We start from the raw sequence: 4,303 nt of genomic DNA, 5'->3' as shown, positions 1-4,303 counted from the left end.
GCCGCGTGCTCGCTCTCGTTCAGATGGGGCAGCGCAGCCTGGACCAGGAAGACCGGTGCGCGCAGGTTGACGGCGAAGGACTTGTCCCATGCCATCGGCGTCATCTCGCCGAGCGGTTGGGCCAGCGCGAGCGCGGCGTTGTTGACGACAATGTCCAGGCCGCCGAACTCGGTCACGGTCGCGTCGACGAGGTTGGTCAGCGAATCGAGATCCCCGACGTGGGTGGCCACGCCGATGGCGCGCCCGCCCATGCCGGTCAGGTGCTCGGCCGCTTCCCGGCAGGCGTCGGCCTTACGGCTGGCCACCGCCACATTGGCGCCGGCGCACACGAACCCCTCGGCCAGTGCCAGCCCGATCCCTCGGGTGCCTCCGGTCACCAGTGCGGTGCGACCGCGAAGGTCGAACAAGCTGGCGAACTTACCTTTATCCATTGCTACTCCCGTGGCGGGGTCGGAGCTGGTCCCCGTTCGCAACTCGGGGCACCCTGGTTTAGTGATTTCAGATAACGATACTGCGGGGGCGGTGGCCGGGCGCACCTCCGTCGACTCGACGTGCCCGGGCGGAGTGGCCAGTGGGGTCGCCTCAGCGCTCGTTGGGCTCGACCGCTGGCGGATCAGCCGGCCGGGTGCCAAGAAGCGCCACGAGTCGCCGGTGTTCGATGCCGTATCCGTGTTCCATCCTGATGCAACATCACAGCCCGGGAACGATGTTGCTCAGGCCGAAGGTAAGCGGATGGTCGAGTTGGAGCGGTTGAACTAGCCGGTAGATCGCCAATTCACCCGACTGCTTTCGTCACGTCCCGATATCGCTGGCGTCGACAACTCCCGGCACGGGTCGAATGATCAGTGTCCTCAGGCGCGCCTCAGCACGCTGTGCGGGCGAGAGGCCGTGCCTTGGCGAAGCGCATGTCGGCAGCGGGTATATAGCGGTCAATGAGGCGGGGAGCCCTATACCCCCGACTTGCTCACGCGGATGTGGTGCAAGCTCGCCAACGCTGCCGGTGTCCGTCTGATCCGCCTGCACGACGCCCGCCACTCATGCGGCAGGCGTTGCACGTGCCACTGGCCGTCATCGCCAAATGGCTTGGGCATGCGGACGCTGCGACGACGGCCCACATCTACGCGCATTCCCAGGACGAGGCGCTGCGGTCTGCCGGACAGTGTTTGGGTGCAGTTGATGTGACATCCTCACGACATTGATGGCCTCGGGCGGATCCTTGGTGCGAATGGGTTGCGGCGTAAGCCCAGTTCAAACGTGGTCAGAGTGGTGCCCCCCGCAGGATTCGAACCTGCCCGAGCGCATGGGTGAGCAAACGTCATAGCCTCGACATATACTGTTCTACCAGGAAATTCGAGAATGTCGGCTATGGACAGCAAGTGTCTGGAAGTGACATTCTCGGCTCAGATAGGGCGCGTTCGGCGAACCAACGTGGCTGAAACACTGGCGGGAGGGGAGACAACAAGGCTAGCCTCCGTTCGCCTTCTTCAGCCTCGCGATCTGGTCGCCCCACACGGATTGGGCGCCGGAGTCACCGACGCGATAGACGGTGACCATCGACGAAATCCCCACCGCCACATCCAGGATGGCGACCACGACGTTGGCGGCCACACGTCGTTTCGCCGATCGGCCTTTGAGGATATGCCGCACAGCGATGACGATCGCCACGACCAGCATCGCCACCGAGAAGTAGATCATCCAGCTGCCGCACTCGGCATGCTCACGCAAAATCCCGCCCCACGTTCTTCTCATCCATTTCCTGGTGGTCCTCGCTCCTGTTGACCGCGCTGTCGGAGATTCTGTGCGCCCGTGGCCCGTGGCCCGTGGCCCGTGGCCCGTGGCCCGCGGCCCGCGGCGCGCCGGCGTCTCGGCGGGCTGCTTCCGCAGGTCATACAACCACTCGCGGCGTCGGTGAAATGGGCGTCAATCCGACCACCACCACAGCCAATACCAGCACGGAACCGACGGGCCGGTACGCCGTTGATTGCGGTCACAGGGCTCCTCAGCTTCTGCTGGCGGCGACGATAGTCCCGGAAGCTGAATTGATCACCGCCCCAACCCCCTCCGCGGCGGCGCTGCGGCGCCGTTCGCACGTCCGTCCTCCAGCAAGCGAGCCAGATAGCTGGCGGCCCCCTTGTGCGCTCGATGAATCCTCATGCGGCAGGCCTCGGAGCACCAACGCCGACGACCGGAATACCGTGACGATCTGGGTCTGGCTAGCGCTGACGCGAAGCTCTAGCCGATACGCGGATGCAGCGGCGCCAAGGCGCCCGACCCTAGATGAGACAGTGCATAGCCTCCGCTACAGGAGCACCTGCGCAGCGGACAAGGTTAGGGTTGGCCGCCGGTTCATGTTGTGCCGCTGTCGGGTCGGCGGTACCGCCGCATGGCCAGGGGATAGCCGACGATGGCAGCGTCGTATACCGGGACGCCCAGTCGTGTAGCGAGGTTGCGCGCCACCGACGGCGAGCCCACCCGGCGGCGAATCCATTCACCGTCGGAGGCCACCGCGACGGCGGTGGTGTCGGTCGCGCTCGTCTCAGGCTCGACGTAGAGTTCGACCCCGCGCCGGGTCCGGATGAACTCGCGCAGTTGGTCAAGGTCCGCGGGCGTCGCCTCCCGGTCGAGCATGCTCTGGTAGCGGCCCCGGCCAGCCCGTATCCGCTTGCGATCGGCACTCAAGCGTTGTCGCCCCGCGCCTACCTCGTCATCGCCGCCAAACAGCCCGCCGATCCGATCTTTCAAACTCACGACTTTTCCTTCCGCACCTCCCGAGTCTCCGCCACCCGGCTGAGAAGCAGCTGACACGAAACTGAGTTAGCACAACCCGATCGCAAGAGATGACACGAGCGAAGATGAAAGCTCGATGAGACGGCGCGCCCGATCAAAGCATCCGGCGTGACGGCCGGCTAACGGCCTTCGCCCGAGTCTGCTACGACTTCTTCGTCGGCGACGACCGGACCGTCGCAGTAGGCGTCGTGGTCGCTTTGGCCGCCACGTACGGCCTAGCCGAACGACACTGCCCGTTTGATGGATCGCCCCAGCGGCAATGGTGGCGCTCCTCGCGGTCAGCGTCCCCAGGGCGAGTCGACCAGCGAAGTAAACCGAAGGCGGGCGTACGAGTGCGATGCCTTCACCGCTCATCATCGTCTTCAGGCAGGAACAAAGTGAAAGTGGTGGGTGCACGGCCCGTTTGCAACAATCGCCCACCTTCGGCTTCGGCGAGGCTACGAGCCAGGCGCAGCCCGATGCCATGCCCATCGCCGGGCGGGCGGTTGAGCACGCCGTCGATGCTGCCTTCCACGCCTTCATCCGAGACGTCTATTGCGACAGTCGTGATGGTTTCGCGGGCGTGGACGGTGACTCGTCCGGCTCCGTGCCGTGCGGCGTTATCCATAAGCACCGTAAGGATTTGGCGGATTGCGGCAGTAGAAAACCGTGGCGGGCGAAGTTGGAGGTCGGTGATGACTTGCAGCGAGCGCCCGCTCTTGGCAAGGAGCCCATGCCAGAGTGCTTCGATGTCATTGAGCAACGCCGAAATGTCGGGCGGCTCAATAGTGCGCCGGTCGTGATTGCGGGCAAGCATGACAAGGTCATCGATGGTGCGCTCCAGGCGGTCCGCCGCTGCGACCGCCTCGCGTGTTGCCGTCGGGTAATCCGTCCCAGGGGTATGAAGGGCGCTTTCGAGGGACAGGCGCAATCCCGCCAGCGGCGTGCGCAACTGGTGCGACGCGTGGGCGGTGACGGCGCGCTCACGGTCGACGAGGTCGCCGATCCGCGCGGCGGCATTGTTCAGAGCGGCTGCGGCAGTGTCGATTTCGGGGATTCCGCTGGATTGGGCACGCACGGTGAAGTCGCCGTCACCCAGCCGCGACGCCGACGCAGCGAGCGTTTCGACAGGGCGGGCAAGCCGGCGCGCCTGCCATCGGGCGAGCTGCCAAGTCAGAGTGAGGATGACCAGTTCGAGAGCAAGCATTCCCAGCCAGGTCAGCGCGATTTTCGGGTAGACCTCGCTGGTGGCGGTGCTGGCGCGAACAGCATAGTTTCCGCCACCCTGATCGGGGACCGGCACGGCAGCGATCATCGTGCCTAGCCGGGATTGGTGGTGAATGGTGTTGTCTGCCAGTGTTTGCCGTACGATCGGGTCAGCGTTGCCGGGTCCCTGCCCGCCGATGAGCCGACCATCAGAGCCGTAGAGGGCGAGGCTGGTGCCATCGGCAGGGGTGAGCAGCCCTCCAGGACGACGGGAGTTGACAAGGTCGGCGGCAGCGTCTAAGGCGGCGATGTCGGCCGTATGTTCGAGTTC

The 4,303-nt window shown here is 65.2% G+C and carries 4 protein-coding genes; all 4 read right to left on the bottom strand.

Annotation, left to right across the window (positions count from 1 at the left end; genetic code table 11):
* On the bottom strand, positions 1–431 hold a 431-nt coding region (locus JWP83_RS07660), incomplete at its 3' end, for an SDR family NAD(P)-dependent oxidoreductase (RefSeq protein WP_297728057.1).
* A 1,033-nt stretch (positions 432–1,464) separates the two neighbouring features.
* Entirely contained in the window at positions 1,465–1,749 is a 285-nt protein-coding gene (locus JWP83_RS07655) for a hypothetical protein (RefSeq protein WP_297728054.1), read from the bottom strand.
* Positions 1,750–2,346: 597 nt separating this feature from the next.
* Positions 2,347–2,748 (bottom strand): oxidoreductase, encoded by a 402-nt coding sequence (locus tag JWP83_RS07650; protein WP_297728051.1) that lies wholly within the window; start codon positions 2,746–2,748, stop codon positions 2,347–2,349.
* A 382-nt stretch (positions 2,749–3,130) separates the two neighbouring features.
* Positions 3,131–4,303, bottom strand: a 1,173-nt coding sequence (locus JWP83_RS07645; protein WP_297728049.1) for a HAMP domain-containing sensor histidine kinase, incomplete at its 5' end; no start/stop codon positions are given.

The sequence above is a fragment of the Mycobacterium sp. genome, from assembly GCF_025965855.1.
Lineage (GTDB): Bacteria > Actinomycetota > Actinomycetes > Mycobacteriales > Mycobacteriaceae > Mycobacterium.
The sequence above is the reverse complement of the archived record's forward strand: the minus strand, read 5'-3'. Positions and strand labels throughout refer to the sequence as shown.